Origin of the sequence: Pasteurella skyensis, from assembly GCF_013377295.1 — a bacterium.
GTDB lineage: Bacteria > Pseudomonadota > Gammaproteobacteria > Enterobacterales > Pasteurellaceae > Phocoenobacter > Phocoenobacter skyensis.
On record NZ_CP016180.1, the window covers coordinates 412,220 to 437,712 of the forward strand.

The 25,493-nt window shown below is 37.0% G+C and carries 20 protein-coding genes; 14 read left to right on the top strand and 6 right to left on the bottom strand.

Going from position 1 to position 25,493, the window contains the following annotated elements; translation table 11 throughout:
* The first annotated feature begins 11 nt into the window (after positions 1–11).
* Positions 12–902 (top strand): hypothetical protein, encoded by an 891-nt coding sequence (locus tag A6B44_RS01945; protein WP_090921460.1) that lies wholly within the window; start codon positions 12–14, stop codon positions 900–902.
* 133 nt (positions 903–1,035) lie between these two features.
* Here A6B44_RS01945 and A6B44_RS01950 read toward each other — a convergent pair whose 3' ends face one another.
* The 3 genes from A6B44_RS01950 to prmB are packed head-to-tail and all read right to left on the bottom strand — an operon-like array spanning position 1,036 to position 3,410.
* Positions 1,036–1,854 carry an SDR family NAD(P)-dependent oxidoreductase gene (locus A6B44_RS01950; RefSeq protein ID WP_090921582.1) on the bottom strand — a complete coding sequence of 273 codons (819 nt, stop codon included), beginning with the start codon at positions 1,852–1,854 and terminating at the stop codon, positions 1,036–1,038.
* Positions 1,855–1,858: 4 nt separating this feature from the next.
* Positions 1,859–2,422 (bottom strand): nitroreductase family protein, encoded by a 564-nt coding sequence (locus tag A6B44_RS01955; protein ID WP_090921459.1) that lies wholly within the window; start codon positions 2,420–2,422, stop codon positions 1,859–1,861.
* 28 nt (positions 2,423–2,450) lie between these two features.
* Positions 2,451–3,410, bottom strand: a complete 960-nt coding sequence (gene prmB / locus A6B44_RS01960) for a 50S ribosomal protein L3 N(5)-glutamine methyltransferase (protein WP_090921457.1) — start codon at positions 3,408–3,410, stop codon at positions 2,451–2,453.
* An 86-nt stretch (positions 3,411–3,496) separates the two neighbouring features.
* On the opposite strand from prmB, the gene smrB reads away from it, so the two are divergent.
* The 3 genes from smrB to A6B44_RS01975 all read left to right on the top strand — a co-directional run bounded on the left by smrB (position 3,497) and on the right by A6B44_RS01975 (position 6,205).
* Entirely contained in the window at positions 3,497–4,024 is a 528-nt protein-coding gene (gene smrB / locus A6B44_RS01965; RefSeq protein ID WP_090921455.1) for an endonuclease SmrB, read from the top strand.
* A gap of 198 nt (positions 4,025–4,222) precedes the next feature.
* Positions 4,223–5,512, top strand: coding sequence for an AAA family ATPase (locus A6B44_RS01970; RefSeq protein ID WP_090921453.1), 1,290 nt, complete (start codon positions 4,223–4,225; stop codon positions 5,510–5,512).
* Between the two features lie 30 nt (positions 5,513–5,542).
* On the top strand, positions 5,543–6,205 hold the full coding sequence (locus A6B44_RS01975) for an RloB family protein (protein WP_090921451.1): 663 nt from the start codon (positions 5,543–5,545) through the stop codon (positions 6,203–6,205).
* Positions 6,206–6,296: 91 nt separating this feature from the next.
* On the opposite strand, the gene cmoA is transcribed toward A6B44_RS01975, so the two are convergent.
* Positions 6,297–7,022: a carboxy-S-adenosyl-L-methionine synthase CmoA gene (gene cmoA, locus A6B44_RS01980; RefSeq protein ID WP_090921450.1), complete on the bottom strand. Its 726-nt coding sequence runs from the start codon at positions 7,020–7,022 to the stop codon at positions 6,297–6,299.
* Positions 7,023–7,752: 730 nt separating this feature from the next.
* On the opposite strand from cmoA, the gene A6B44_RS01985 reads away from it, so the two are divergent.
* From A6B44_RS01985 to typA, 6 genes are all read left to right on the top strand, one after another.
* Positions 7,753–11,025 (top strand): ESPR-type extended signal peptide-containing protein, encoded by a 3,273-nt coding sequence (locus A6B44_RS01985; RefSeq protein ID WP_176673442.1) that lies wholly within the window; start codon positions 7,753–7,755, stop codon positions 11,023–11,025.
* Positions 11,026–11,093: 68 nt separating this feature from the next.
* A complete protein-coding gene (locus A6B44_RS01990) occupies positions 11,094–11,657 on the top strand; it encodes a hypothetical protein (protein WP_176673443.1) in 564 nt (187 codons plus the stop codon).
* Positions 11,658–11,881: 224 nt separating this feature from the next.
* Entirely contained in the window at positions 11,882–14,869 is a 2,988-nt protein-coding gene (locus A6B44_RS01995) for a YadA family autotransporter adhesin (RefSeq protein WP_176673444.1), read from the top strand.
* A 699-nt stretch (positions 14,870–15,568) separates the two neighbouring features.
* Positions 15,569–16,552: an IS110 family RNA-guided transposase gene (locus tag A6B44_RS02000; protein WP_176673445.1), complete on the top strand. Its 984-nt coding sequence runs from the start codon at positions 15,569–15,571 to the stop codon at positions 16,550–16,552.
* A gap of 106 nt (positions 16,553–16,658) precedes the next feature.
* Positions 16,659–16,889, top strand: a complete 231-nt coding sequence (locus A6B44_RS02005) for a transposase (protein ID WP_090923217.1) — start codon at positions 16,659–16,661, stop codon at positions 16,887–16,889.
* A gap of 208 nt (positions 16,890–17,097) precedes the next feature.
* A complete protein-coding gene (gene typA, locus A6B44_RS02010) occupies positions 17,098–18,930 on the top strand; it encodes a translational GTPase TypA (RefSeq protein ID WP_090923215.1) in 1,833 nt (610 codons plus the stop codon).
* 167 nt (positions 18,931–19,097) lie between these two features.
* On the opposite strand, the gene A6B44_RS02015 is transcribed toward typA, so the two are convergent.
* Positions 19,098–19,628, bottom strand: coding sequence for a hypothetical protein (locus A6B44_RS02015; RefSeq protein WP_176673446.1), 531 nt, complete (start codon positions 19,626–19,628; stop codon positions 19,098–19,100).
* Between the two features lie 129 nt (positions 19,629–19,757).
* The gene (ftsY, locus tag A6B44_RS02020) at positions 19,758–20,918 is read right to left on the bottom strand and encodes a signal recognition particle-docking protein FtsY (protein WP_090923211.1); all 1,161 of its coding nucleotides are present in this window, start codon (positions 20,916–20,918) and stop codon (positions 19,758–19,760) included.
* Between the two features lie 69 nt (positions 20,919–20,987).
* Between ftsY and rsmD the strand changes: the two genes are divergently transcribed.
* The 4 genes from rsmD to A6B44_RS02040 all read left to right on the top strand — a co-directional run bounded on the left by rsmD (position 20,988) and on the right by A6B44_RS02040 (position 25,393).
* The gene (gene rsmD / locus A6B44_RS02025) at positions 20,988–21,581 is read left to right on the top strand and encodes a 16S rRNA (guanine(966)-N(2))-methyltransferase RsmD (protein ID WP_090923209.1); all 594 of its coding nucleotides are present in this window, start codon (positions 20,988–20,990) and stop codon (positions 21,579–21,581) included.
* Positions 21,582–21,634: 53 nt separating this feature from the next.
* Positions 21,635–22,999 carry a bifunctional UDP-N-acetylglucosamine diphosphorylase/glucosamine-1-phosphate N-acetyltransferase GlmU gene (gene glmU, locus A6B44_RS02030; protein WP_090923208.1) on the top strand — a complete coding sequence of 455 codons (1,365 nt, stop codon included), beginning with the start codon at positions 21,635–21,637 and terminating at the stop codon, positions 22,997–22,999.
* 1,021 nt (positions 23,000–24,020) lie between these two features.
* Entirely contained in the window at positions 24,021–24,194 is a 174-nt protein-coding gene (locus tag A6B44_RS02035) for a hypothetical protein (protein ID WP_176673447.1), read from the top strand.
* A gap of 428 nt (positions 24,195–24,622) precedes the next feature.
* Positions 24,623–25,393 carry a hypothetical protein gene (locus A6B44_RS02040; protein WP_090923206.1) on the top strand — a complete coding sequence of 257 codons (771 nt, stop codon included), beginning with the start codon at positions 24,623–24,625 and terminating at the stop codon, positions 25,391–25,393.
* Positions 25,394–25,493 lie beyond the last annotated feature (100 nt).

Consider the following 25,493-nt stretch of genomic DNA (forward strand, 5'->3'; position numbering starts at 1 on the left):
GAATAATATCTATGAAAAAAGCAAACACATCTTTTAGTATACTAAAGTTGATTATTTTCTTAACCATATTTATCGTTAGTTATTTAGCATTGGATAAGCACGCTGACAAGATCATGAAATTCTTTGAATATGTTCTTCAAAGTATTAGTGGCTTTCCTACACTTACACTAGCTGATGTAAGTTCCATAAAAATAACAGCTTTGATTTTTTCTTTGCTTCTTTCTTTCGCTGTATATTTTTTATTAAAGGTCCCTTTTTCTAAGAGTTTTTTGAAAAATATACAGATAAAAAAGAACCCCTTAACACAAGTCATAAAGGATAATACCAATAACAAAAAACATTTTTATACATTTCTGAGTGTTTATTTATTGACCATTACAATAATAATCTATTATTTACTACTGTTCGATAGAGAAGCAAAGAATTTTATGCCATTGGCACTCACTTGGGGTGGTGTTTTATTTGCTATCAGCATTGGTATACAAAGCTACTACAAACGTTGGGAAGATGAGTTACCCAAAAAATTAACCGCTTACTTTATGTTTGAAGGCAAATGTGTGATGTCTTGCCACCGCTTTGACCTTGCTAATGAAGCAGATATTCGAGCATGGGGGCAACAAGCTGGCAAACAAATGAATAACGAAACCTTTTTAAAATTCGATTTAAGAATAGAAACCGTTAAAATCGAGATTATAAAAAGAAAGTACAAACATTATGAAGTGAAATTTTATTTAGAAAGTAAAAATGGGATAATATCGAACCCAGAATATGATGATCTTTGTATTGTTTGGGCATTTCATGATGATAAAAAAGAATGGGAAAAGGGTGTTATTGAAATATCTAAAAACTTACCGAATCCTTATGATGAGACTTTTAGTTGGAAAAAGCGCCCAAAGAACTAAATTAATGGACATAAATGACAAAATAATGAGGAAAGTTTGCTAAACTTGTACATATGTATTTAACAAACTTTTTTATCGGCATAGTAGACAAAATATAACAATATATTACAAAAGAAAGTAATAGAGTGAACTATCACCCAGCCGACTTCCTACAAACAAAATCAAACAACCAAGTAGGTAGCATTCGTTTTAGCACCCAAAATAGTTTAGTTGGGAAAGTTACCATATAGCGGGCTTTCGGTTTTTTTGCATTGAGAATTTTCAAACAGACTTCAGCACAGGCACTTGGTGGCAGAGCAAAAGGGTTTTTGTTTTCTTTAGTATTAAAGTATTTTAAATGTTTTTGATAAGTTTCTTGATAGAGGGATTCACTCACATCAAGTTTTTCAAACTGTTTGGCACTGTTAGAGCGGAAATTACTTTGAATTGGACCAGGTTCGAGCAAACTCACAAAAATATTAGAACCCGCTAGCTCCAAACGTAAGGTATCCGCCATTGCTTCAATAGCAAATTTAGTACTGTTGTAAGCACCTCGAAAAGGCATTGCGGCAAAGCCTAAAATACTACTGGTAACAATGATTTTGCCGTGTTGTTGTTGATGGAATATTTTTAGTGCTTCATTCATCACTTCCCATACACCAAATACATTGGTTTCAAAAATATCACGTAAATCCTGACGAGAGACATCTTCGATCATACTTGGCAAACCATAGCCCGCATTGCAAAAAACAGCATCTAAGCCACCGCTTGCTTGAATCGTTTCAAAAGCAGTGTTGATTTGTTGTGAATCTGTCACATCAAGTAACAAACATTCAAAGCCTTCTTGTTGTAAACGTAGCACATCTTCTTGTTTACGACAACTTGCTAGCACTCGCCAGCCTGATTGTTTCAGTAGTTTTGCTGTTTCATAACCAATACCTGACGAACAGCCTGTAATTAAAATGGTTTTCATAGTTTTACTTAATATAACTAACAAAAGGCTCAGCACTTTCACACTGGCGAGTCACATTTACCTGTTCACCGTCCGCAGGTTCACCAATCATAATTAATGCAATAATTTTATCTTCTTCTTTACAACCGAATGCTTCTCGCAAAGCAGTTCCTTCAACCCAGTTATTGGTAAACCAATAGGTATCAAAACCTTGAGTATTAGCTGCAAGTTGAATAGCATAAGTAGCACAACCCGCTGTGAGCATTTGCTCCCAGTGTGGAATCGGTTTTTTATCACTATATTTTGCCACTACACCAATAATCATTGGGGCTGTTTGGCTTAAACTTTCTGCTTTTGCTAAGCCATTCTCACCCATCTCAAATTCAAGAGCAGCAGCCGTTAAATATTGTTTCAACTTATGCATACCACTTTTTTCAATCACCACAAAGTGATAAGGCTTTAATAAACCGTGATCAGGCACTCTTAATGCGGCTTTTAAAATATTACTCAACTGCATCTGATTTGGAGCAGTATCTGTAAATTTTTTAGACGAGCGACGATGTTGTAGTAAATATAATGGATCTTTCATTTTATCTTCCTTAATCAGCAAATTAATCTTACTGATAACCTCTCAAAACAGGTTGATTCATTAATAATTGTTCTTTGGTCAAACTAAAGACACCAAACCCACCATTTTCAAATTCAAGCCAATTAAAAGGTACATCAGGGAACTGTTCCACAAGATTTTCCATTGTATTACCCACCTCACAAATCAACACGCCGTTATCGGCAAGATAATTAGGTGCATCAACTAAAATACGTCGTACCAAATCTAAACCATCCGCACCAGAACCAAGAGCCATTTCAGGTTCGTGGTGATATTCTTCAGGCATATTTTCTAAATCTTGTTGATCGACATAAGGTGGATTACTAATAATCAAATCATATTGATCTTGAGGTAATTCATTGAATAAATCAGATCGTATAGGAATAACACGATCGCTAACCTGATGATTATTAATATTAATTTCAGCCACGCTTAACGCATCAATAGAGAGATCAACCGCATCAATTTCAGCATTAGGAAACTGTTCGGCACAAGCAATTGCAATACAACCACTGCCAGTACACATATCTAAAATACGCTGCGGTTCAGAATGAAGTAGCCCAGTGAAGCGTTGTTGAATCAACTCTGCGATAGGGGAACGAGGGATAAGCACACGCTCATCAACATAAAATTCTAATTCTGCAAATCTTGCACAATTAGTCAGATAAGCAATAGGTTTTCGAAAACCTAAACGCTGTTTAACAATATCAATAAGCCGTAATCTTTCAGCTAAGGTTAAACGAGCCTCAAAGAGTTTCTCTGGTATATCAAAAGGTAAATGCAAAGCGGTTAAAATTAACTGCTGAGCCTCGTCCCACGCATTATCATAACCGTGTCCATAATAAAGGTCTGAAGCATTAAAATAACTATATGCCCAACGCATAAAATCTAACGTAGAATGTAATTTATCCGCAATATTCTCTTGCTGAATTTCATCTAAAAGTTCAAGGTTGTATTGATATTCTGACATCATTTTTTCCCTAATTCAAAAATTAAGGTATTTATACCATATTTCGCTTTGTGTTAGAATAACAAGATAAACTAAAAGGACATAAAATGTTAAATGATGAAGAGTTATCCTTGTTTCAACAAGCAGTACAAGGCGCAAAAAAAATCAAACAAGATAAGGTAATCATAAAAAAGCAACCATCTCGTAAAGCAGAAGCATTAAAAGAGCAGAAAGAAAAGGAAGATACCTTATTCTACTTTTCTGATGAATACGAACCACTACTGACAGAAGAAAACGAAAAAGTAAAATATCGTCGAGAAGATATCGATCCTTATTTACTCAAACAGCTTCGCCGTGGTGATTTTACACCTGAACTTTTTTTGGATTTACACGGTTTAACACGTAAACAAGCGAAAATGGAACTCGCTAGCTTAATTCTTGCCTGTGAGCGGGAAGGTGTATTTTGTGCCAGCATAATGACAGGTTATGGCACTTATGCGCTAAAAAAACAAATTCCACTGTGGTTAGTGCAACACCCTAAAATACTCGCACTTCATCAAGCCCCAAGAGAGTGGGGAGGCGATGCTGCTATATTAATTTTAGTAGAGCAACCAGACAACGGATTTAAGCGGTAACATCAACACAAAAATTTGCAAATTTTTGAGTGTACTTGATTGGAAGTATTAAGTTGTTGTTTTGAACTTATCACTTATTTTTGTTTATAAATTTTGTAATATATTGAATATACTCTATTGCTTTTCCTATTGTTATTGGTAATATGTATTAAAATTTTGCAAAAAATGCAATTAAATAGCATTAAATTAGGGGTTACTATGTTAGTTAAGTTTTCTGTAGAGAATTTTCGTTCAATTAAAGAGCAGCAAGTGTTGTCAATGGTGAAAAGTAATGTATACAAAGAACTTCAACAAAATACCTTTACATCAAATGCACCAAACACGCCAGAACTATTAAAATCAGCAGTGATTTACGGTGCCAACGCATCAGGGAAATCAAATTTATTAAAGGCACTATTTGTAATGACACAAATCATAGAAACATCTTTTCATAAAAAATTAGATGAACCTATTGTGGTGGAGCCTTTTTTATTGGATCCTAAAAGTCGAATTGAACCAACAACCTTTCAAATTTCCTTTATTGCCAATTTAGCGAATGAAGCCTCAGAAGAGAAACAATTTGCATTGGTAGAGTATGGCTTTTCTACAGATAAAAAAATAGTCTATGAAGAGTGGTTAAGTGTTTATCCTAAAGGACGAGAGCAGGCTTGGTTCCATCGCATTTATGATACTAAAAGTAAATCTTATCATTGGCTTAAGGAATCAGAATCCTTCAAAGGTTCTAAATCTACTTGGAAAGAAAATACCCGCTTAGATCAACTTTTTTTATCAACAGCAGTACATCTCAATAGTGAGCAGTTAAAGCCTATTTATAATGCAATTGTGCATAAATTAGGTGTCATTGGTGCAGATAGAATTAGTAATGAATTTACAAAAAAACTGTGTAAAAAAGAAGAGTACAAAACTCTTTTTATCTCTTTTTTACAGCAAGCAGATATTGATTTAGTAGATATTAAATTAGAAAAATTAAACGTTGAAAATATAATTTTTCCTGATGAGTTTCTTCCAAAAGAAATAAAAGAAGAAATTTTTAAAGATTTATCGGAGCAGGTAGAGGTTTATTTTATTCATAAAGACAGTTTAGATAATGAAGTTAAAATTAATTTACGTGAGGAATCAGACGGAACACAAAAGTTATTTGAATTTATAGGTTTAATTTTTAATGCAATGAATCAGGGAGATACATTAATTATTGATGAGTTTAACAAAAGTTTACATCCTGATTTAGTTCGTTACCTAGTTGCATTATTTAATTCTAAACATAATAAAAATAATGGACAGTTGATTTTTACGACTCATGAGACATCTGTATTAAGAAAAGAATTATTGCGACGAGATCAAATTTGGTTTTGTGAAAAAGGTAGTGATCGTGCCACTAATCTATATCCATTGAGTGACTTTAGCCCATTGAATCGTGAAGATTTAGAAGAGAGTTATTTGCATGGTCGTTATGGTGGAAAACCCGTAATTAAGGAATTTATTTTTTAGAATAAACCACTGAATAAATAGTAGGTATGTATGGTGAGATCAAGTAAAAGAAAACAGCTAAAATTAGAAAGAAAACAGCCGTCAAGAAAACCTTATGATCGAGTCCTTATTGTCACAGAAGGCGAAAAAACAGATCCTAATTATTTTAATGATTTAATCAAAGATGAAGGGCTTTCCTCCGCAAATGTTGTAGTGACAGGGGATTGTGGATGTGATCCTACTTCCGTTGTTAATCAAGCAATAAAGTTATTTAAAGAGAGTAAAAAGGGCGGTTCATCTACAATTTATAACAGAGTTTTCTGTGTTTTTGATAGAGATGGACACGCAAATTTTGATAATGCCATTAACAAAGCGAGCAGTAATAATATTGAAATAATTTGTTCCTATCCTTGTTTTGAATACTGGTATTTATGCCATTTTGAATATACTCGTAAAGGATTTCAGAAAACAGGTAATCAATCTTCGGCGGAGAATTGCATTAAAGAATTAAATATTCATTGGAATAATAATTTCAAGAAAAAGTATGGAAAGTCTGATACTCAGCCTTATGTTAAGCTTAAACCTAAACTTAATAATGCAATAAATAATGCAAAAAAAGCACAAAATGATGCAGATTCTACTGGAGAGATGAATCCATCAACAAGGGTTTATAAACTGGTTGACTATCTTAAATCACTAAAACGAAGTAAGTAACCGCTTATAAGATCAAATAAATTCATTATTTATAGTGATAAGCGGTAACATCAACACAAAAATTTGCAAATTTTTGAACACATCGTACCGCTTATTTTATTGCCACCATCGACCCAAAATTAAAACACTGAAACCACAACTCAGAATGTTTAAAACCTGCTTCTTGTAGGCGCAATTTATGGGTCTGAATACTATCGGTACGCATCACATTTTCTAATGCCGTACGTTTTTGACTGATCTCCAATTCACTATACCCATTTGCTCCTTTAAAACGGTGATGGAGATCGACCAATAACGTATTGATTTCATCATTATCAAAGCTAAATTTCTCAGATAGCACCAACACCCCATTAGGATTCAAGCCCTTATAAATCTTAGTTAGTAAAGCTAAACGCTCATCAGGAGGTAAAAATTGCAACGTAAAATTCAACACCACCATTGACGCATTTTCAATTTCCACATCACGAATATCATCACATAAAATATCTACCGCAATATCAGAATGAAAAGCACTCAAATGAGAACGACAACGCTCTACCATCGCCTTTGAATTATCCACCCCAATAATTGTAACATCATCGTGTTTCAGATTACGACGAATCGACAAAATTCCCGCACCACGAGAACATCCTAAATCATAAACCTTTGAATTTGCAGTAACAAAACGTTCTGCCAACATACCAATAGCCGTAATAATATTAGAATAACCTGGAACAGAACGCTGAATCATATCAGGAAACACTTCCGCAACAGATTCATCAAACGTAAAATCCCCTAACTTATTAATAGGAGCAGAAAATAGTGTATCTTTAGACATAATATTCCATATATAAAATAAAAAGGTATTTTAATAATTAAAAATGAATTAGCAATGGAAAAATGAACAATATGATATCCTTATTTCAATGTTCCCGTTCTCGGTTATTGAGCTTGTCGAAATATCGAAGGGAAGAGAACGCTCACAGAACAAATCTCGTGCCCAAACACCTCACACTTCGACAAGCTCAGCGATCGGTGTTTGATTGGTTTTGTGATTTTAATTTAGCTTGCGGGAAGATATTCCACTCGCTTCGCTCATTAAATGCTCCCCTACAAATCATTTATAAATCAAAAAGTTATAAAGATCGACCGTAGGGGTGGATTAGCAAACTTGTTTGCGTATATCCTCCCGTTGCTCGATATAAAAATCTCCACAAAGCATCATAAGACATAATCATAGCGGTTACATTTCAATAAAAATTTACAAATTAGATCAATAATCATACTACGTTTCCGTTCTCGGTTCCTGAGCTCAGTGACCGGTGTTTGACTAACCCCGTGATCGATATTTCACACACCCCTAATCAAAAACCACCCCATTTTTACTCTAAATTGTCTATTTTTCACCCAAATAACCTCCATTACTACGATTTTGCTTGCGTTTTTTTTTACAATCGGGAAGTTTACACATATTTTTTTACAAAATATTCACGAGGCAGTAAAAGGAATTTACATCAACCTCAGCAAAGTCCTAAGGAAAGGATATCAACTAAAAAGGATACCTGACTATGAACAGCATCTACAAAATCGTGTTTAACAAAGCAACACAAACTTTCACCGCCGTAAGCGAATTAGCTAAAGGCGCCACAAAAACACAAAGCCAATCCGCAAAACAAGCGGGTAAATTCTTACCAAAATTTGCAAAAATAGCCTTGGTAATTTCAATGGTGTCTATATTTAGTTCACAGGCAATGGCTGTTACTGATGTAGAATTTAACGCATTAAAAGCAAGATTAGAAAAATTAGAGGGTATAAACAATAAAGCCTACACAGCAGGTTCAATGGCACTCGGAACAGGAACAGTTGCTGGTGTGAAAGGTGGAGACCAAGAGGCTGTGGCAATGGGTTATCGTGCTAAAGCGACGGGAAACCAATCTATAGCGTTAGGTTTTGATGCGGAAGCGACCACGTCACAGGCAGTAGCCTTAGGTTCAGGAAAAGCAACAGGAGTGGGAACAATAGCAATAGGTTCATCCTATTCTACTACCTCAACTGATGGAACCATAAAGATGACATATGAGGCTCCTAAAGCAACTAAAATGGGAGCGATAGCATTAGGAGCAGGTAATGAAGCTCTAGGGCAACAATCAATAGTTTTAGGCGGAAATAAAAATAAAGCAATAGGAAGAGCTGCAACTGCGATGGGATGGCGAACAATAGCCTCTGGAGTTCAATCAACATCAAGCGGAGATAATACAGTTGCTCAAGGTAAAAGCTCAACATCAATGGGATATTTTTCAAAAGCGATTGGAGCGAGTTCATTAGCAACAGGAGGAAAACTTAATCAAAAACTGATAAATCTAATGTCAAGCAAAAAATATCAAGAGATTGTAAATGACTATGCTGATGTTTTTTCAGATGATGAAAAGAACTATCTATTAGATGAAAATGAACATAACACAGCAGAAAAGGAATCAAAGAAAACTATATTTATTTTAAATAAAGTAAGAGAAGTAAGAGGAACACAAGGAGGAACGGCTTATACCGATGGTTCAATAGCTCTAGGAACAGGGACTGTAGCAGGAACAGGAAGTGTGGATGATAATGGCACACCAAATGATAGAACTGATGACATTTACACAAAAGGTACAGAAGAAGCCGTCGCAATGGGTTATCGTGCTAAAGCTATTAAAGACAAAACCCTTGCTCTAGGTTTTGATGCTGTTGCAAATAATGCAAATTTAGTGGCATTAGGTCAAGGTGCAGAAACCAAAGCTTCCGACGATATTGCAGGGGCAACGGTAAGTGGTATTCAATATGGCAACTTTGCGGGTACACCTAATGGCGTGGTATCAATTGGTAAAGAAGGCGCTGAAAAACAGTTAGTGAATGTAGCCGCTGGTGCTGTGACAGCAAGCTCAACCGATGCTATTAATGGTTCACAACTGTATTCTGTAGCGGATACATTAGGCACAAAAATTACTAATTTAGAAAATGTAAAAACCTATGTTCATGTACATGGCACAGGGCAAGTTCAAAAAGGTAATACGACTAACTTGGATGCTGCTAATGGTGTTGGTGGTGCGAAAGGCATTGGTGCAATCGCTATTGGTATGAACGCTATTGCAAAAGGAGAAAATGCAGTGGCTATTGGTGGCGGTAATAAAGCGGAAGGACTTAATAGCTTTGCCTCAGGTAGTAACACAACGGCATCATCTGATTATTCTGTTGTATTGGGAATTGACTCAGTTGCTTCAGGTCACGCCGCAGTTGCTATTGGACACACGGCCTCAGCAATAGGAGAAAGTTCTTTGGCAATGGTTAATGGTACTGCTTCAGGTACAGAGGCAGTAGCGATAGGAAAACAAACTACTGCATCAGGAATATCATCATTTGCATCTGGAGCAAATACAGTTTCATCAGGAAAATACGCTACTGCAATGGGTGGTGGAACAAAGGCTTTAGCTGACTATGCAACGTCATTAGGTGCTGGAACACAAGCAAAAGGTATTTCATCTATGGCAACTGGTTCTGGTTCTATTGCGAATGGAGATTTTTCAACAGCAATAGGGAAATCGTCAAAAACCTATACACAAGGATCTGTCGCATTAGGTCTGGAGGCTGTAGCAGGTGTTGACGGTGGAGATCAAGAAGCTGTAGCTGTGGGTTATCGTTCACAAGCTGTTGCAAACCAATCTCTTGCTCTAGGTTTTGATGCTGTTGCAAATAATGAAAACTCAGTCGCCTTAGGCTCAAAAGCAGAAACCAGAGCCTTTACACAAGTAGATAAAGAGGTTATAAATGGACTTAAATATAAAGACTTCACAGGTTTTGCAGATGGTGTAGTGTCTGTGGGTAAAACCGCTCACGAAAAACAAATTATTAATGTTGCTTCAGGTAAAATTTCTCAAGAATCAACTGATGCTATTAACGGTTCACAACTGTTTGCCACTAATACCGTATTAGGTAATGTCGCAAAATCAGTTAAAAACAACTTTGGTGGTAATGCAGCAATAGATGAAAACGGCAATATTACTTTCACTGATGTCGGTGGTACAGGTAAAGGCACGATTCACGAAGCCATTGGTGATGTAAAAACAGCCGCTGATGCAGCAAAACTGAGATCGCTTCTAAATAAAATTAAACTGAATAACAAAGCGGATAAAAACGCGGGTAATTTAAGTGATACAGATATTGCCGCTTGGACAACTAAGTTAAACACAGGCGCAGATTTAACCACGCCAACAGGCAAGTTAGTTACCGATACGCAAGTTAAAACAGCGTTAGATACTAAACTTGATTCCAATGCTATTACGAGTTCAGATCAATCTATCAGCATTGATACGACAACAACAGCAGGAAAAGTTGACTTAAAAGTCAATGTGGATAACTCAACTCTTGAAGTGGCAAATGGCAAAGTGTCAGTTAAAAATGGCGGTATTTCAACGGATAAACTGGCTAATGATGCGGTCACAGAAGCTAAGATTGCGGATGCGTTATTAACAGAGTTAAAAGCGAAATCACGTGAAAAAGTTCAAGGCACATCAAAAGAGATCGTCGTCACTGCGAATAACGCCGATGAAAATGCGGATGGCAGAGTGTTTACCGTTGCCTTAGCAGATGAAGTAAAAGCGAAATTAGATAATTTAGCAACTAACCCAAATACAACCTATCTTAATAGAGAAGGTTCAAACATTGGTGGCAACAAAGCAATCTTTGGAAAAAATGTGGGTAAATCTATCATCAGTGATGCTAATGGAACACAACTTGTTCAAGAGAAAGCGGTAAAAGCTTATGTAGATGCTGTTGATACTAAAGTGACAGATTTAGTACTACGGTAACTAATTTAGGTGATACATTAACTACTGAAGTCACAAAAGTAGGCAAAACCTCGAAAGAAGAAGTGAAAGTGGTAGCTGATAGTGGAATTACTGTCGCAACCACGCCAGCAACGGATGAAAAAGGTGCTATCTTCACTTTAGATTTAGATGCAGCGAAAGTGAAAGACATCACTGGAACCACTAACCTTGCAACAGAGTACTTAAAAGTAGACGGTACAAATATTGCAGGTAATAAAGTGACCTTTGGTGGCAATGTTGGTACAGCGACTTTAGCGGATACGACTGAGTTAGCACAAATCAAAGCGGTGAAAGCGGTAGATGATAAGGTTAGTGCTAATACAACTGCTTTAGATGGTAAAGCCAATGTAGATTTAAGCAATCTTACAGCAGCAGGTACCACAGTTATCAAAGATGCAGCAAGAAGTGCGGTAGAAGTTGCAGTTAATCCAGCTAACGATGGCATATTGACTTTAGCGAAAGCCACGGCAAACAACAAAGACACCTACACCTTATCCATTAACGATACGAAGTTAAACGATAAAGTGGGAGAAACCTTTGCAGAAAAAGATGCAAGCAATTTATCTGATGGTGAGCGGATTGGAAACAGGCGCTTGGTATTGGTGATGCTGTAACACAAGCAAACTTAGCTGACCGTTTATTATTAACAGGTTCTAACGTTGGCAGTGATGAAAATAAAGTCAAACTAGGTGAAAATGTTGGTAAAGGCGAAATTACTGGCGATACCACTCAACTTGTTCAAGAGAAAGCAGTAAAAGCTTATGTTGATGCAGTTGATACTAAGGTAACGAACCTAGGTGATACTATCACTAATGTAGGTAAAACATCGAAAGAAGAAGTGGCGATTGTTCAAGACAGTGGTTTAACACTGGCGAAAACAGATGCAACGGCAAATAAAGGTGCAGTGTACACGTTAGGTTTAGATGCAGCGAAAGTGAAAGACATCACTGGAACCACTAACCTTGCAACAGAATACTTAAAAGTAGACGGTTCTAATATGGGTGGTGACGCCGCTAAATCTACCTTCGGTTCGGTAGTAGGTAAAGCTGTCATTGATGATGAAAATGGCACTCAGCTTGTTCAAGAGAAAGCGGTTAAAACCTATGTTGATACAGCGATTGATAAAGTTGGAAAAGCCAAAGACGGAAAAGACGGTTATATCGGCGTTGATGGCAAAGACGGCAAAAATGGTGTCGGCATTGACGGAAAAGACGGTATTACGGTGAAAGGCAAAGACGGTAAAGACGGCGTTACTATCAAAGGTGAAGACGGTGCCAATGGCACCAACGGTGTAATCGGGCTTAATGGGCACGATGGAATCGACGGTAAAGATAAAAAAGCTGTTTCAGCCGACATCAAAGTGGTTAATGGTAGACCGGGTGTTGATGGTAAGGATGGAGACAGCTTAACCCGTATTATTTACGAAGATGAAGCAGGAGACACCCATACTGTTGCCACAATGGATGATGGCTTAGCCTTCCAAGGTGATTCAGGTGATAAAGTCACCCGTAAGCTCAATGACACCTTAAATATCAAAGGAGGTGTAACAGCGGCAGATAAACTCACTGATAACAACATTGGTGTCATTAACGATGGTACGAATGGTTTAGCGATTAAACTGGCAAAAGAGTTAACAGCTTTAGATTCAATCGTATTTGGTGTAGCGAAAGGAAATGATATTGTTTCCATCTCTACTGAAGGTGTGAATGCAGGTGGTAAGAGAATTACCAATGTAGGTGATGCCACAGCAGAGACTGATGCGGTTAACTACAAACAGTTAAAAGCAGTTGAAACCGCGGTTGTTAATGCAGGTGCAGGACTGAAATTCACAGGTAATACCGCAGATGAAGTTGCAGTGGTTGCAGGTGGAACCTTAGTGGTTGAAGGACAAAAAGGCACAGACCCTGCGAAGAACTTAACGAAAGACTCTGACTTTGCAGCAGATAACCTCTTTGTAGATACCACAGATGGCAAGTTAGAAATCAAACTGGCGAAACAACTGCAAGGTGTTGAGGGTATCGGTATTGCGGGTAAAGACGGCAAAGATGGCGTTGGCATTGACGGAATAGACGGTATTTCAGTTAAAGGTGATAAAGGTGAAGTGGGTATCAACGGAAACAATGGGATTTCTATTAAAGGCGAAGACGGCAAAGATGGCTCAATCGGCTTAAGTGGAAAAGACGGCATTACCGTTAAAGGAAAAGACGGTGAAAACGGCGTCACTATCAAAGGTGAAGACGGAGCCAATGGCACCAACGGTGTAATCGGGCTTAATGGCCACGATGGAATCGACGGAAAACCTGCAAAAGACGTGTCAGCTGATATCAAAGTGGTTAATGGTAGACCGGGTGTTAATGGTAAGGATGGAGACAGCTTAACCCGTATTATTTACGAAGATGAAGCAGGAGACACCCATACGGTTGCCACAATGGATGATGGCCTAGCCTTCCAAGGTGATGCAGGTGATAAAGTCACCCGTAAGCTCAATGACACCTTAAATATTAAAGGTGGCGTAACAGCAGCAAACGAACTCACTGATAACAATATTGGTGTGGTTAATGATGGTGCGAACGGTTTAGCGATTAAATTAGCGAAAGAGCTCACGGGTATTTCGTCAATTGCTAACACAGCAGGTGGTGGAAAACTGACATTAAGTGATACAGAGAATAGCGTATCAGTCAATGGGGGCAGAATCACTAATGTAGGCGATGCCACAGCAGATACCGATGCGGTTAACTACAAACAGTTAAAAGCACTGAACAAGGGTCAAGGTATTGATGTTGATAAATGGAAAGATGCAATATTGCCAACCATTAGCTTCTTTAGTGGTAGCACGGGTACGGGCGCAAATTATAAACAGGGTAATACTGAAGAACAATTTGACTTAAGTAAACTTGCCTTTGACTTTGGTGATGGCTTAAAAGTGGAAAAACAACAAAGCAAAGACGGTAAACAAATTGCCCATATCACGTTAGATAAGGACGCATTGAAAAATGACCCTGACTTTAAAGGTGCGAAAGGTGATGACGGTGCCGCTGGTGCGGATGGAGCCGATGGTCAATCTGCTTATGAGATTTGGAAAGCACAACCAGGTAATGGCACTAAAACACAAGATGACTTCTTGGCTGCTTTAAAAGGTGACAAGGGTGATAAGGGTGATAAAGGCGATAAAAGTGACAAAGGCGATGCAGGCAACGGCAATGGAGGCAATGGTGCTGAAATCAAGGTTGCTGTAACAGACGATGTTGTATTAGACAAGGATAATCTCTCAAAAGAGGAAGTCGTGAGCAACAATGGTGCCTTAAGCATCAAAGTCGGTAAAAACCTTAACGCCAAAACGGTGATGAACGGCAATGATAAACAGCTGGTTATTTCCACCACACCTGAAATCAAAGTGGATAAAGTCACTGTGGGCAATATCACCTTAAACCAATCCGGTTTAACAGTGAAAGAAGGTACTGATGTCAATATTAATATGGGTGGAAACCAAATCCACAATATTAAAGCGGGTACTGCACCAACGGATGCCGTGAATGTGTCTCAATTAGCGAAAGTGGAAGAGTCACTCTCTACCCGTATTGACAGTGTAGAAAAAGCCGCAAGCGGCGGTACTGCGAGTGCGATGGCATCAGCCAGCTTACCACAGGCTTATGTACCGGGTAAGAGTATGGTGTCATTAGCGGGCGCGAGTTATGATAAATCAAGCTCAATGGCCGTAGGACTGTCTTCTATCTCTGACAATGGAAAATGGATTATCAAAGGAAACATTAACGCGAATACTGAGAAGAAATTTGGTATTGGTGTCGGTGTTGGCTACCAATGGTAATGTAACACAACAGGGCGGAAGAGGCACGCTCTCTTCCAGTCCAACCTAGCACGTGGTGGTTGAGAACAACTTGGGGGTTACTAGTCCTCTCTCTCAATAACACTTAACCACCACAGCACTCACCCCTTTCATTTGGAAGGGGTGTTTTTTTATGGTGCAAAATAAAATGTTGGCATAGTAGACAAAATGTTTACAGAACGAGTTCGGAACGTAACACCTCACACTTCGACGGGTTCAGTGAACTGTGTTTGGGGAGTTTCGTGATCGATGTTTATCGTTCTCGGTTCCTAAACTCGGTTAAGCCTATCGAAATATCGAAGGATGAGAGAGCGCTCACAAAACCAAACTCCGAGCTAAGACACCTAATGCTTCGACAGGCTCAGCAAACGGTTTTTTTTGATGACTCAACGGCATCTTGCGCTTCGGCTCCCTGAGCTCGGTTCTTGAACTTGCCGAAATATCGAAGGGCAGAGAAGCGTTCACCAAACTAATTCAGTGCACAAGCACCTAACACTTGTATTATAAAAAAGCCCTACTATTATAAATAACAGTAGGGCTGTTGAAGTAGAGCTTGTAAATATCCTTAGGTTAAAAACCTGTGTCGAAGATATAACCTACTTCAACTCCATATTCATCCCGAATGGTATCCTGAGTAACACTATTAGTGCTAGCTCGTATAAACAAGGTTGAGGAACAAATATGAATAACACATTCTACATTGGTATTGATATTGCTTGCAAGAAGTTTGATGTAGCGATTTATAAAGAAAATAAAAAAGCCCTACATAATACTTTTGATAATGATAAAAAAGGGTTTGAATCATTATTAAAATGGATTAACAAAGATACTCAAAATCTACACGTTGTAATGGAAGCAACTGGTATTTATTGGGAAGAATTAGCCTATTTTCTCTATGATAAAAAGGCAAAAGTAAGCGTGATTAACCCTAAATGTATCAAGGCTTATGGCATTGGACAAAATCTTAGAAATAAGACCGATAAGATAGACGCAATGCTTATTGCTCGTTTTGCGGCAAAAGAGCAACCACAAGCGTGGCAACCACCACCAAAGGCTCAACGTGCATTATTATTAAGATTACGACAGCTAGAACATCTTAAACAAGCTGAGCAAAAAGAACGTACTCGGATTAAAATGATGTCAGATAGCGAAAGTATTTCAAGTGCAGAGCGTTTGGCTAATTTCTTGCGTGAAGAAATAAAAGCTTTTGAAAAACAAATTGATGAAACAATCAAAACGGATACAATGCTCAAACAAAATGCAAAATTATTATCAAGCATTCCAGGATTAGGTAAAAAAAGTGTTGCTTGGTTACTGGCTTATCTTGGCGATGGCTCTCGTTTTAAAAATGGAAAAGCTGCAGCTGCTTATGCAGGCTTAACTCCTATGCACCATCAATCAGGCAGTAGCATAAATGGTAAACCGAGAATATCAAAAATTGGACAAACGGATATTCGTAAAATTTTATTTATGCCTGCGGTTGCCTATAGTTTTGGGAATTATAAAGATAGAATTTATAAGACTTTTGTTGATAATTTACTGGCAAAAGGGAAGGATAAAAAAGTGATTATCGTGGCTTTAATGCGTAAATTAGTGGCCATTGCTCAAACAGTATTAAAAAATCAAATGCCTTTTGATGCAAGTTTACACCAAAAGACAATGTAGTTATTAACAATAAATGTTATACAGATTTTAGAGGATAAAATATTCTCTAAAAATATAAGACACCATTATTAATGTTAAAAAATAAAAAATTTTCTTGCTATTTCTAATGGTATCTTTTAAACATCGTAATATAAGAAGTGCTTACAGGAGCTTAAAATATAATATGGATTATTTATTTACTTTTGAAAAATATCCTGAATTAAATATAGAAAAAACAACAAATAGGCTTGAAAGTTTATTTGGAGAACTTAAACGAAAACTATCTAATCATAATGGTTTAACCAAATACCATAAGATTATGTTTATAAAAGATTTTCTAAATAAAAGGAGTTGGTAATTATTTATAAAATAATAAAAACCAACTCATTTGTCTACTATGGGCATAGCTCCTCAAAATTACCAACTATTTTGTCTACTATGCCAATATTTATGTTAAATAAATGAAAATGGCTATCTATTAAACAAGATAAACGGTATAATCAGGCGCTTTGTAATTGAACACTTCTTTACAAAGCATTTTTAAACAAATAACTTAAGACAATAAAATGACACAAAATTTAGATATAAATAAATTGCGTAATATCGCAATTATTGCTCACGTAGATCACGGTAAAACAACATTAGTAGATAAGCTTCTTCAACAGTCTGGTACTTTTGGAGAAACACGTGGTGACGTTGATGAGCGAGTAATGGATTCAAATGATCTTGAAAAAGAACGTGGAATTACAATTTTAGCAAAAAATACTGCAATTAACTGGAATGACTATCATATTAATATCGTAGATACCCCAGGACACGCCGATTTCGGTGGTGAAGTAGAGCGTGTACTTTCAATGGTGGATTCGGTTTTATTAGTAGTTGATGCTTTTGATGGTCCTATGCCACAAACTCGTTTTGTAACCCAAAAAGCATTTGCTCACGGTTTAAAACCAATTGTAGTAATTAATAAAGTCGATCGCCCTGGTGCAAGACCTGATTGGGTGGTAGATCAAATTTTTGATTTATTTGTGAATCTTGATGCAACGGATGAACAATTAGATTTTCCTATTATTTATGCATCTGCATTAAATGGTGTGGCAGGAACTGAACACGAAAGTTTAAAAGCTGATATGACGCCATTATTTAAAGCGATTGTAAAGCACGTGGAACCACCAAAAGTAGAGGCGAATGGTACTTTCCAAATGCAGATTTCACAACTTGATTATAATAGTTATGTGGGTGTTATTGGAATTGGACGTATTAAACGTGGTTCTGTTAAACCAAATCAACAAGTGACTATTATTGATAGCGAAGGCAAAAAACGTAACGGCAAAATTGGACAAGTATTAAGTCATTTAGGGTTAGAGCGTTATGAATCTGAAATAGCTAATGCAGGTGATATCGTTGCAATTACTGGCTTAGGCGAATTAAATATTTCAGATACTATCTGTGATACTAACAATGTTGATGCTCTTCCAGCACTAAGTGTTGATGAACCAACCGTAACAATGTTCTTCTGTGTAAATACTTCACCATTCTGTGGAAAAGAGGGTAAATTTGTTACTTCTCGCCAGATTTTAGAGCGTTTACGTAAAGAGCTGGTACATAATGTCGCATTGCGTGTTGAAGAAACAGAAGATCCAGATGCTTTCCGTGTTTCTGGTCGTGGTGAACTTCACTTATCAGTATTAATTGAAAATATGCGTCGTGAAGGCTATGAATTAGCGGTATCTCGTCCTAAAGTTATTTTCCGTGAAATTGATGGACGTAAACAAGAACCTTTTGAGCAAGTAACTGTAGATGTGGAAGAACAGCATCAAGGTGCTGTAATGGAAGCATTGGGTATGCGTAAAGGTGAAGTAAAAGATATGTCAACAGACGGTAAAGGACGTACACGTATTGAATATATTATTCCAAGTCGTGGTTTAATCGGTTTCCGTAGCGAGTTTATGACAATGACATCTGGTACGGGTTTACTTTATTCAAGCTTTAGCCATTATGATGATATTAAAGCAGGTGAAATCGGTCAGCGTAAAAATGGTGTATTGATTTCGAATGCAACAGGTAAAGCTCTTGCTTTTGCTCTGTTTAATTTACAAGAACGTGGTAAATTATTGATTGATCACGCTGTTGAAGTATATGAAGGTCAAATTATTGGTATTCATAGCCGTTCAAATGATTTAACCGTAAACTGTTTACAAGGTAAAAAATTAACGAATATGCGTGCATCTGGTAAAGATGAAGCCATTTCATTAACAACACCTATTAGGTTTACACTTGAACAAGCCATTGAATTTATTGATGATGATGAATTAGTAGAAGTGACACCAAAATCAATTCGTATTCGTAAGAGACATTTAACAGAGTTAGATCGTCGTCGAGCGGGTCGTAAGGCTTAATAATTAACTAATATTCGTTTAGTTCATTTAAGAAAAACGCTTCCTTTTGGGAGCGTTTTTTTATGGGTATGATATTTAACAACAGATTTAAGACTGATATATATTTGACTATAAAAAAACCCTACTCATATTAAGTAGGGTTTTATAAAAGTATTTGCCTAGACTAGTTATTTTGTACCATCTGTTGCTTTAATTACTTCTTCACTTTTTTCTGTTGCTTCAGTTGCTTTTTCAACTGCTGCACCTGCGGCTTCTTTAGTTTCTGTCGCTTTGCCCATAGCAGCGTCAGTTACTTCAGTTACTTTGTTCATAGCAGCATCTGTTGCTTCATTTGCTTTAGCCATAGCAGCATCTTTAGCTTCATTTGCTTTAGCCATAGCTGCGTCTTTAGCTTCATTTGCTTTAGCCATAGCAGCATCTTTAGCTTCATTTGCTTTAGCCATAGCTGCGTCTTTAGCTTCATTTGCTTTAGCCATAGCAGCATCTTTAGCTTCGTTTGCTTTAGCCATAGCTGCATCTTTAGCTTCATTCATTTTTTCCATTGCTGCATCTTTAGCTTCAGTTGCTTTTTCTGCTACTGAATCTTTTGCTTCTGTTACGGTATTTGTAACAGATGCTTTTAATTCTTCAGCTTTATCACAAGCAGTTAAAGTAACTGCTGTACCCAATACTAATGCACTTAATAGCACTTTTTTCATAGAGATGACTCCTAAATTGTTTATCTCAAAATAATTCGTTCTATCTTGAACGAAAGCGGAATTATCCCATACTATTGAGAAATAGTAAAGAAACCTTCCTATTATGCACCACTTGGTAACGAGAAAGTATTATCTTTTTTCATTACTAAATAATGCGTCAATAAACTCATCTGCATCAAATTGACGCAAATCTTCAATACTCTCTCCGACTCCAATAAATCGTATTGGAATATTAAATTGGTCTGCAATGGAGAAAATGACTCCCCCCTTTGCAGTTCCATCTAATTTGGTGAGAGAGATGCCAGTTAGACCAACAGCATCATTAAAAAGTTTCGTCTGACTGATGGCATTTTGACCAGTTCCTGCATCAAGGGTTAACATAATCTCGTGAGGGGCGGTTGAATCGTTCTTTCGCATTACACGAACAATTTTTTTCAACTCATCCATTAAATTATTTTTATTTTGTAGACGACCCGCTGTATCCGCAATCAGAATATCGATGTTTTTCGCTTTCGCAGACTCCATCGCATCATAAAGTACAGAGGCTGAGTCTGCACCTGTAGATTGTGCGACAACAGGAATATGATTACGCTCTCCCCACACTTGTAATTGCTCTACGGCAGCAGCTCGGAAAGTATCACCTGCTGCAAGCATAACTGATTTTCCCTCATCTTGATATTTACGTGCTAATTTTCCAATAGTTGTGGTTTTTCCTACACCGTTTACCCCTACCATTAAAATAACATAAGGTTTTTTTGTTTCATCAATAACCAAGGGTTGTGCCACAGGTTGTAAGATATCGGCAAGCTCAATTTTTAATTGTTGATAAAGTAACTCTGCCTCTTGTAATTCTTTTTTAGATGTATGCTGAATTAAATTATTGATAATTTTTGTGGTAGTTGGCATACCTAAATCGGCAATTAATAGTTTTTCTTCTAACTCTTCGAACAGTTCATCATCAATTTTTTTACCTTGAAAAAAGCCCAAAAATCCCGATCCAATATTTTGTTTTGTTTTTACTAATCCATAAATAAGACGATTGAAAAAGCCATCTTGAGTAGGTTTGTCTTGATAATTATCGACAATTTCAGGTTGCAATTCAGGAGTTACTTCAGCGTCAGATTGATGAATAGCGGTAACATTTTGTTCATTTTTTGTAAATTTTTCATCACAAGTAACCGCTTGCTCTTCAACTTGTCCTTCTGTTTCTTGTTCTGCGATAATTTGCTGTTCATTGGTTTGTTGCTTATCACCAAATAGTGATGACCAGAATCCTTTTTTCTTCGCCATATTTTGTTCTCTTTATAATTGATATAGAATAGATCCTTATATTCTACTTTATTTTGAGTAAATTTTGTTATGAAAAAACCACAAATTTCAGGTAAATCTCGTCAAATGGGCGAAGTCAGGATTATTTCAGGGCTATGGCGAGGCAGAAAGTTACCTGTTTTAAATGCCGAAGGGTTAAGACCCACCACAGATCGTGTTAAAGAAACGGTATTTAATTGGTTGATGAATGATGTGGCAGACGCACGTTGTTTAGATTGCTTTGCTGGAAGTGGTTCGCTTGGATTAGAGGCACTGTCTCGCCAAGCACAAGCGGTCACTTTTTTAGAAAAATTTGCAAAAGCGTCGCAACAATTAAAAAATAATTTAGCATTGCTCAAAACCGATAAAGGCACGGTTATCAATACCGATACCTTGCAATTTCTTACTCAAAAAAACAGTGAGTTACCTTTTGACCTAATTTTTATCGACCCTCCTTTTAATAAAGGTTTTGTGCCACAAGTGTTGGATTTATTGATTAAAAATAACTATATTGCACCCAATGGATTGATTTATGTAGAAACGGAAAAAAATCATACCGCTTTGGCATTACCAGAAACGTGGCAAATTCTCAAAGAGAAAACCTTTGGGCAAGTTACTAGCCGTCTTATTCAAGTTTGCGATTAAGTGTCGCTTTCTTTACAATATACAAAAAATAATCTTCAAAATAAGGATTTATAATGAACAAATTAAGCGTTGTAATTTTAGCTGCGGGTAAAGGGACTCGTATGTATTCTGATTTACCAAAAGTGTTGCACAAAGTAGCAGGCAAACCGATGGTTAAACACGTGATTGATACCGCAAAATCATTAGAAGCGGATAATATCCATTTAATTTATGGACACGGTGGCGAGTTAATGCAACAAGTGTTAAAAGATGAGCCAGTAAATTGGGTGTTACAAACCGAGCAGCTCGGCACAGGACACGCAATGCAACAAGCAGCACCATTTTTCAATGATGATGAAAATATCGTGATGCTTTATGGTGACGCCCCTTTGATTACCAAAGAAACCTTGCAAAAATTGATTACTCAAAAACCACAAAATGGTATTGCATTATTAACCGTAGAGCTTGATAACCCAACAGGCTACGGACGTATTTTGCGTGATCAAAGTTCGGTGGTGGGCATTGTGGAACAAAAAGACGCAAATCCAGAACAGTTGGCAATTAAAGAAGTGAATACAGGTGTAATGGTCGCAAGTGGTAAAAGCTTTAAACAGTGGTTGGGGCGTTTAGATAACAACAACGCTCAACAAGAATATTACATTACTGATGTGATTGCTTTTGCAAATCAAGACGGTTTCAAAGTTCAAGCGGTACAAGCCGACGAATTTATGGAAGTAGAAGGGGCAAATAACCGTTTACAACTGGCAGCCTTAGAGCGTTTTTATCAACAAAAGCAAGCAGAAAAACTAATGCTTGGTGGTGTACGAGTGATTGATCCAGCAAGAATTGACGTGCGTGGCACAGTGCAACACGGCAAAGATGTTGAAATTGATGTGAACGTAATTTTTGAAGGCAATGTTACCTTAGGAAATAACGTAAGAGTCGGTGCGGGCTGTGTTTTAACAAATTGTCAAATTGGCGATAACGTAGAAATCAAACCTTATTCTGTGATTGAAAATGCGGTTGTGGGGCAAAAAGCCATTATCGGACCTTTCTCTCGTTTACGTCCAGGGGCAGATCTTGCCGCTGAAACTCACGTTGGAAACTTTGTTGAAATCAAAAATTCTAAAATTGGCAAAGGTTCAAAAGTAAACCATTTAAGCTATGTGGGGGACGCTGAAATCGGTGAAACCTGTAATATTGGTGCGGGTGTGATTACTTGTAACTATGACGGTGCAAACAAATTTAAAACCATTATTGGTGATGATGTTTTTGTCGGTTCAGATTGTCAATTAGTTGCTCCTGTAACTATTGAAAACGGAGCAACCATTGGTGCTGGTGCAACCATTACCAAAGATGTCGCTGAAAAAGAGCTTGTGATTACACGAGTTGCACAACGCCATATTCAAGGTTGGAAACGTCCGACTAAGAAAAAATAAGGTAATTTGTAGAGACAGGGCATGCCCTGTCTTTTTTATCCAACCAAGAAAAATCTAAAAATCAGTAAACAAAATGCAACAAAGATATTTTTCTAACAAAAAATATTTGCTATAATAGTAAGCACGTTTAACAACAAAATAATGCTAAGAAAGCACCGTTAAGACGATACTCACCTATTCCGCTGTTTCTATAGTAAATCAAGTAACAGTCAAGTGATAGCGTACGGTATGGATAGCAAGAGGCAGTTTAGCCCCGCTGTTAGATGACTGACGAAGGTTTTTGCCCCACTTCGCAACTGGGGAGGCACAGATTCAAATAAGCATCATAAGACAGACGGATATAATACCCAGATAAACTGACCGGCAGGCACATACCAGCATTTACAGTGATAGCTCTGAATAAAGCTTTTCGATTGCGGGAATTGGTATTAATAAAACAATGTCTATTTTTTCATTACATAAACATCACAGACTTTTTGTACTGGCTGTCGTTTTTTGCTGACAGTCTTTCGCAGCTGGGTTAATCGCCGACAATACAAAGGTCAAGCTAGATAATGGCTCAACAATCACGTTTATTAAAAAGTGAAATACCTACACCATTGCTGAAAAAAGCACCTCAAAATTCGCACAACCTTTTTTAACCGAAAAGGGCGAGGCGTTATATGTTATTTCAGATGGAAATAAAATAGACATCATAAATTTTGGTACATACGAGAATTTATGACCAGTAACAAAAGAAGAACAAGCTTTCATCAATTTTCAAAAACAAGAATGACAACTGGAATTTTTAGCTATGCTGACAATTAGCAAGGCTGGATTTTTAGGAAAATGATGAGATATAAAAGTTTGGAGTTCTTTTGTTGCAAATAATCTATGAGCAGGTTTTGCTGATGGGGAAATGACTGATATCCTGAAACAAATAGATACTTTAGCTTACTATCTTGATGATAAATGAGCAGACCTTAAGTACTATGATGACTTTGATGAAGTAGCTATTGCTTATAAAGATGCTGATGGTTTTATGGAAAGAATACAAATAGTGGCTAATATAGTAAAAAGTAAAGCTAATATAGCAGAACATAATAGAATACAAGCAAATTTAGATAAGAGCATAGCATATAATAAAGCAGAAGAAGAAAAATATAAAGCAATATATAATGCTTATGAAAAGGTTCTTGGAGCATTACAGGAGTAATCGTTGGTCATGTTAGAGACCGTTCAAAATTCTCTGTGAGACCGCACAACAATATCAAATAAACACAACGTTCTCATTCGGGCGTAACTTGACAAATTTCCGCATAAAACACCCTCATCACAAAATACTCACTCATTCACACAAAAATAACTGTTTTCTGATTTTTTAATCTTCTGCCGATTTTTAATTTATTCTTTTTCCTGCCCTTGATGTCGGGTTACGTTTCACTAACCCAACCTACGAAAATAATGATACAATAACTACTTTTGCGGACGTAGTGTAATGGTAGCACGCAGGTTTTCAGTACCTGAAATTCCGATTGCCCTCGGGTAGTGCGGGTTCGATTCCCGTCGTCCGCTCCATATCTTACCCTAAAGGTAATTTGAAAAACTATTTGTATTAATTGTAATATATGGTAAAAATAATTAATGGCAAAACACAGCAAACACTTTACCCAATCATTAAAAATCTACTTGTCAGCAGGCAATGGTGAGAGACATAAATACAAGTGGCATAATAAGGGGCAACAGCTTCCCGATGCTCTAAAATTATCCATATTGCGTGGGGAGATGATTTTTCGCCAGCAATTTTTTGATTATTTTGAAAGCAAAGGGTTTGATGATAATTTTAGCTATCTCGCCTATCAGAAAATTGTTGTTAGTAGCAATGTGATTACCGAGTTTGTCCAGCAAATAGGATTACAAAAAGCGACAGAAGAATATATTCAATCGGGCATTGCCACCACAAATAGCAATTATCATCAGCAATGTTATCAACTCTATTGCTTGTTTGTTGACCATTTAGCCAACAATGATGAAACAAAGTTATTGCATAATGCTACCGTAGCATTGGTGCAACACTATCTGCCAAGTTTTTTCCCAAAAGTCGATAAAGTAAAACCAAGCCTAGAAACATTACAAAAACAACTGCGAAAAGCATTAAATATACGTTGGCATTGCCAAGTCAAAATTAGAGAATCGTTTACTACTACCGATAGTGATGCAACAATGCGATTAATTGCTTATGTAGACAAATGCCACCCAGCAGAGTTAATCTGCACTACACAAAAACGCCTACGCAGTGCAAAATTCAAAGCCTATCATCAAGTATTAGAACAAATCAATAATGGTGATTTTGATATAACGCCAATTCCTAAAATAAAAAAGAAAAGCCAACCAATGATGCCGTTAGTTGAATAAAATATCAAACCAAATGATAAATGGTGTGAAAACTTTTATAGTAAAGTAAATATAGAATAAGACTATCATATCTGATTATTCCGCTCCCTGAGCTTGTCGA

Bases quoted from the DNA above. Each gene is read 5' to 3' on its own strand.
- cmoA (WP_090921450.1), bottom strand. From the start codon at position 7,022: ATGTCTAAAGATACACTATTTTCTGCTCCTATTAATAAGTTAGGGGAT.
- A6B44_RS01955 (WP_090921459.1), bottom strand. From the start codon at position 2,422: ATGAAAGATCCATTATATTTACTACAACATCGTCGCTCGTCTAAAAAA.
- A6B44_RS01970 (WP_090921453.1), top strand. From the start codon at position 4,223: ATGTTAGTTAAGTTTTCTGTAGAGAATTTTCGTTCAATTAAAGAGCAG.
- rsmD (WP_090923209.1), top strand. From the start codon at position 20,988: ATGAAAAAACCACAAATTTCAGGTAAATCTCGTCAAATGGGCGAAGTC.
- ftsY (WP_090923211.1), bottom strand. From the start codon at position 20,918: ATGGCGAAGAAAAAAGGATTCTGGTCATCACTATTTGGTGATAAGCAA.
- A6B44_RS02035 (WP_176673447.1), top strand. From the start codon at position 24,021: ATGGAAAGAATACAAATAGTGGCTAATATAGTAAAAAGTAAAGCTAAT.
- A6B44_RS01950 (WP_090921582.1), bottom strand. From the start codon at position 1,854: ATGAAAACCATTTTAATTACAGGCTGTTCGTCAGGTATTGGTTATGAA.
- glmU (WP_090923208.1), top strand. From the start codon at position 21,635: ATGAACAAATTAAGCGTTGTAATTTTAGCTGCGGGTAAAGGGACTCGT.
- prmB (WP_090921457.1), bottom strand. From the start codon at position 3,410: ATGTCAGAATATCAATACAACCTTGAACTTTTAGATGAAATTCAGCAA.
- A6B44_RS01975 (WP_090921451.1), top strand. From the start codon at position 5,543: ATGGTGAGATCAAGTAAAAGAAAACAGCTAAAATTAGAAAGAAAACAG.
- typA (WP_090923215.1), top strand. From the start codon at position 17,098: ATGACACAAAATTTAGATATAAATAAATTGCGTAATATCGCAATTATT.
- A6B44_RS02015 (WP_176673446.1), bottom strand. From the start codon at position 19,628: ATGAAAAAAGTGCTATTAAGTGCATTAGTATTGGGTACAGCAGTTACT.
- A6B44_RS02000 (WP_176673445.1), top strand. From the start codon at position 15,569: ATGAATAACACATTCTACATTGGTATTGATATTGCTTGCAAGAAGTTT.
- A6B44_RS01945 (WP_090921460.1), top strand. From the start codon at position 12: ATGAAAAAAGCAAACACATCTTTTAGTATACTAAAGTTGATTATTTTC.
- A6B44_RS02005 (WP_090923217.1), top strand. From the start codon at position 16,659: ATGGTATCTTTTAAACATCGTAATATAAGAAGTGCTTACAGGAGCTTA.
- smrB (WP_090921455.1), top strand. From the start codon at position 3,497: ATGTTAAATGATGAAGAGTTATCCTTGTTTCAACAAGCAGTACAAGGC.
- A6B44_RS02040 (WP_090923206.1), top strand. From the start codon at position 24,623: ATGGCAAAACACAGCAAACACTTTACCCAATCATTAAAAATCTACTTG.
- A6B44_RS01985 (WP_176673442.1), top strand. From the start codon at position 7,753: ATGAACAGCATCTACAAAATCGTGTTTAACAAAGCAACACAAACTTTC.